At 41.1% G+C, this 4133-nt stretch carries 4 protein-coding genes and 1 pseudogene; 2 read left to right on the top strand and 3 right to left on the bottom strand.

The features are described from left to right. Positions 1 to 66 precede the first annotated feature (66 nt). Positions 67 to 573, bottom strand: coding sequence for a phage major tail tube protein (locus ACFIKU_RS09340; protein ID WP_375657344.1), 507 nt, complete (start codon positions 571 to 573; stop codon positions 67 to 69). Next, positions 573 to 1964, bottom strand: coding sequence for a phage tail sheath subtilisin-like domain-containing protein (locus tag ACFIKU_RS09335; RefSeq protein WP_375657343.1), 1392 nt, complete (start codon positions 1962 to 1964; stop codon positions 573 to 575). Before ACFIKU_RS09335 ends, ACFIKU_RS09340 begins: the two co-directional genes overlap by 1 nt. A 164-nt stretch (positions 1965 to 2128) precedes the next feature. Between ACFIKU_RS09335 and ACFIKU_RS09330 the strand changes: the two genes are divergently transcribed. Both ACFIKU_RS09330 and ACFIKU_RS09325 read left to right on the top strand, forming a co-directional pair. Further along, positions 2129 to 2443, top strand: coding sequence for a type II toxin-antitoxin system HigB family toxin (locus ACFIKU_RS09330; RefSeq protein ID WP_375657342.1), 315 nt, complete (start codon positions 2129 to 2131; stop codon positions 2441 to 2443). After that, on the top strand, positions 2440 to 2796 hold the full coding sequence (locus ACFIKU_RS09325; protein WP_156851753.1) for a type II toxin-antitoxin system HigA family antitoxin: 357 nt from the start codon (positions 2440 to 2442) through the stop codon (positions 2794 to 2796). Before ACFIKU_RS09330 ends, ACFIKU_RS09325 begins: the two co-directional genes overlap by 4 nt. Before the next feature lie 97 nt (positions 2797 to 2893). Here the strand turns inward: ACFIKU_RS09325 and ACFIKU_RS09320 are convergent. After that, positions 2894 to 3672 (bottom strand): annotated as a pseudogene (locus ACFIKU_RS09320) (DNA adenine methylase). Positions 3673 to 4133 lie beyond the last annotated feature (461 nt).

Below are 4133 nucleotides of genomic sequence, written 5' to 3'. Positions count from 1 at the left end.
GTTCTTTTCCTTCAAAGGTAACCGGTACAAGTAATTTATGTGTAATGCTTGTTTGTACTGTCATTTTTATAATCCTAAGTTTTCTCTATGATCTGCTAATTGATTGACGCCATTGAATTTTCTGATGAGGTTTAGGACGTCTATCTCAACGATTTCAACATCCTTTTGAACATATTTGAAATACTGCAATGTGAAGGTCGCTGTGGATGTTGCTTTGCTCCCCGGTTGCCATTCTGCCATTTCAAAGCCTTTGCATAGTCCTCTCATGGTAATGACAACACCTTCTGCTGGTGTGCCTTGGGCTTGCATTGAACTGCGCAATGAAATGTTGACATCAGTGCGCCCCAACAGTGCCATCAACTCTGGAGAGCAATCAGAAATGGTCATGGTGAGAATGAGAGTTTCAAGACCAAGGTCAACTTCAATGGAGGAATCCATGCCTCCGCCACGATAATTTTCAACGACCAAACTCAAATTTGGTAGTGTTACGCTTTCACATTTTGCTTGATAAGGAATGCCGTCAACAAAAATGTTAAAATATTTCAAAACTCTTGGTAAAACGGGGATAGCCATTAAAAGATCTCCTCTAAATAATCATTCACAATGCGTGAACGGAATGTGATGTGTTCTGCGGGTGTTGTTGGTGTGAATTCGACATTGAAATAGACTCTGCCGCCTTCAATAGCGCTTGCTGTATTCAACTCTAGATCAGGCGTACAACGCCCACCAAGGATGGCGCCTTGTGCTTTTAAATCACGCAAATAGGCATTGACGCTTTCACTGACGTCACTCATGTAGGTTTTTTTGATATTGCGGTCCACAGCCCATAGATGCCCGCGCAAAATGGCGTCATTGATCATATCTGCGGTGCGTACCACGGATAAAAAGGCAAATTTTGTATCGCTTGAAAGGGTGCGATTACCCCAGAGGCGATAACCATTTTCGCGAATAATGGTTGTGATGTTTTGTTCGTTGAGAAGGTTGGCACGGCTTGATCTGTCCCCAATGGAAAAATCAATAGGGCGCGTAATACCAACAATGCCATTGATCACTTTATTGGAAGGAGAATGCCAAAAACCGTGTGTAAAATCAGTTTTGGCAATGACACCAGCAACTGCTGCACTTGCTGGCTGTTCTAAGATTTTTCCATCATGATTCACCTTTACAAAAGGGTCAATGATAATAGCGCGCTTTGAATCAAAATCCTTTGCTGCACTAAGGGCTGCTTCATCTGTTGTGTTTGGTGCATCAAGCACCACAATAGCGCGTAGGCGTTCAGCAATGCCAATGAGTTCTGCCGCTACTGGATTAGAGGTTGTGCTGATCTCGGCTTTAGCTGTCGCACCAGTGCCATCTCCTTCAATCATCACATTTGGGGCGGTTTGATAATCAAAGCCACTGTCCTTAATGACAAGTGACGTTACTTTTCCATCTTTCAGGATTGCTTCTGCTTCTGCACCGCCGGCAATTTTAACGGTTGCTTGAGTGTAACCACTTCCTTGGTTTATCACATCAATCTTGCTAAGACTTATAGGGCGTTTGTGCGTAAAGCCTGGAGCGATGAGAATGCGTGGTGTTTGTCCCACAATGGATTGTGCTCCAATCAAAGCATGGACGCCTTCATAAGCGCCATTTGCATTCACACCACCAAGCACATTGGTGAGAGTTGCATTTTCATTATCACCTTCTTTTACGCGCACGACAACAACAATGGCACCCACTTGCTTGAAAATGAGATCAAGGGCATTGGGTAGGGTGCCTTGACGCTTACCTGTTTTATCCAGTTTAGCGGCTTGTGAAAGTGAACCCGTTACCAAAACGGGTGTGTTAAGAGGAAAGGCTTGTTCATCAGCATCGGGCGCTGTGCCAACAATCCCGATAACTGCCGATTGTACCGCGCGAAGGGGACGGGTGCCGTCGTCAACTTCGACAACTTCAACACCGTGTAGAAAACCTGTTGCCATACTTTATGCTCCTTTAAATGAGGGGTGAATGAAAATGAATGGGAAAAATGAGAGGTAAAAGCCGCTCTTGAGAAAGGTTTGTTTTCAACAAGCACTTTCTTTTTATAAATATCTTGACTTAGTACCAAAATGGTACTAAGATTGATAAAAATCAGGATACACTTATGAAAATTGTTAAAATCTCCACACTTCAAACTTTTTGGGCTCGATATCCTGATGCTGAACAACCGTTAAAAGCATGGGTAGATGAAGCTAAAAATGCGCAGTGGCGTTCTCCTCATGACATTAAAGAGAAGTATAAAAATGCAAGCATATTAAAGAATAATCGTGTTGTTTTTAATATTAGAGGCAATGATTATCGTTTAGTTGTTTCAATCTTTTATCCAGCAGGTTGGCTTTATATAAAATTTATAGGGATACACAAACAGTATGATGCAATTGATGCTAATACTGTAGAACTAAAGGAATTTAAGAAATGAATATCAAACCACTTCGCACTGAAAGAGATTATCAAGAAGCTTTAGAAATTGTGTCTGCAATGTTTGACAATCAACCTAAAGAGAATACTCCAGAATTTGATCAAATGGAGGTTCTTGTGTTGTTGATTGAAGCGTATGAAGCAGAACACTATCCTGTTTCTCCTCCTCACCCGATTGAAGCTATTAAATTTAGAATGGAACAAATGAATTTAAGTGCTAAAGATCTCGTTCCTGCGATTGGTCATTTAAATCGTGTTTATGAAATCTTGAGTGGTAAAAGAAAATTAACACTGCGCATGATTAAAAACTTGCACCAACAGTTCAATATTCCACTAGAAAGTCTGATAGCTTAGGTTTTATACTAATTTATTTTTTTGAAAGATTTTTAAGGGGTTTCAAAAGGTCTTCAAAGATCATTTAAAGACCCTTTAATATGTATTATTTCTCGTTTTAGAAATCGCAATTTGAGATGATCAGCTCTTGAGCCGGCATTGGATTATTTGAACCACATGTATAAGATGTATTCACTTCTTTTAGTTTAAATTGGCTAAAGGTTTTTCGGATCTCTGGCACATCATTGAGAGACAGAACAAACTTTCCTTTTAATTGTGCAAGCAGTGTGGACATCGTCTGGTAATCCTCTCGCTTAAACAAATCCTTGCCATAGCAATTCTCAACGCCCCAATAAGGTGGATCAAGGTAAAACAAGGTCGTTGGCCGGTCATAACGCCTGATAAACGCCGGTAAATAAGCTTTAAGAACCCTTCAAGTTTGAAAGAGTTAAACCGTGCACCACGGTGGGGATCAACTCCAAAGGTACGCTTTGCCACCTGCCCACCAAAACTCAACCGCTGTAGATATAAAAACCGCAAAGCTCGCTCTAAATCCGTAAGCGTCTTTGGATCTTGTAACGTAAAACGTTGAAACGCCTCACGGCTGCTAATCTGGAACTCCAACAGATCCATAAAAGGGTGATAATGGCGTTGCAACACCCGAAAAAAATTCACCACATCGCCTGAGCGATCATTGATGACTTCATATAAGGGAATCAATTTCCGCCTAAAGAATATTCCTCCCATGCCAACAAAAGGTTCGGCATAAGTGCGATGGGGAATGCCTTCAATGATTTTGATAATGGTTTTTGCCAACTTGATTTTGCCACCAACATAAGCGGCAGCTGGTTCTATAGGATCAATAGATTTTAATTTTTCTTTACAAAGTGTATCCATCATTTTTTAACACTCTTCCATCTATATTAGCCATCTTCTCACTGTTTCCAAGTGATAAGAAGTGGCTGCGATGTTGAGTTGAGTTGCATCGGACGGGTTTGTCGCAAAACTGTTCCCGTTGGCTGGACTACCAGCCCAGCCCCTATTTTTTGTTTCTTTCTTTGGTTTGGTGTTTCTAGGATAATTCCTGTGATATATCTGCTTGATTTCTCATAGCGATAGGTTATCAGAGCGGCTTGCCAAGAGCCGTTGATCTCTTTACAAAATTTTTGGAGTAGAAGAGGGGATTAGCCATGATTTCGGGGCATCCCTCTAGAGATAAAGAATGACTTCGCTATAGCTTAGTTTTGATCATCTTTCTCTTGTGGTTTTTTATAACCATTCATTCTTTCCATAATCTTATAAGAACAGCACCATCCGCTCCAGCACCGCTGTCATATTCATCCCTACTAGCACCGGCA

This window comes from Bartonella sp. CM120XJJH, from assembly GCF_042194715.1.
Classification (GTDB): Bacteria; Pseudomonadota; Alphaproteobacteria; order Rhizobiales; family Rhizobiaceae; genus Bartonella.
The sequence above is the reverse complement of the archived record's forward strand: the minus strand, read 5'-3'. Positions and strand labels throughout refer to the sequence as shown.

Excerpts from the sequence above, each read along its gene's own strand:
- ACFIKU_RS09325 (WP_156851753.1), top strand. The coding sequence starts at position 2,440 with ATGAATATCAAACCACTTCGCACTGAAAGAGATTATCAAGAAGCTTTA.
- ACFIKU_RS09330 (WP_375657342.1), top strand. The coding sequence starts at position 2,129 with ATGAAAATTGTTAAAATCTCCACACTTCAAACTTTTTGGGCTCGATAT.
- ACFIKU_RS09335 (WP_375657343.1), bottom strand. The coding sequence starts at position 1,964 with ATGGCAACAGGTTTTCTACACGGTGTTGAAGTTGTCGAAGTTGACGAC.
- ACFIKU_RS09340 (WP_375657344.1), bottom strand. The coding sequence starts at position 573 with ATGGCTATCCCCGTTTTACCAAGAGTTTTGAAATATTTTAACATTTTT.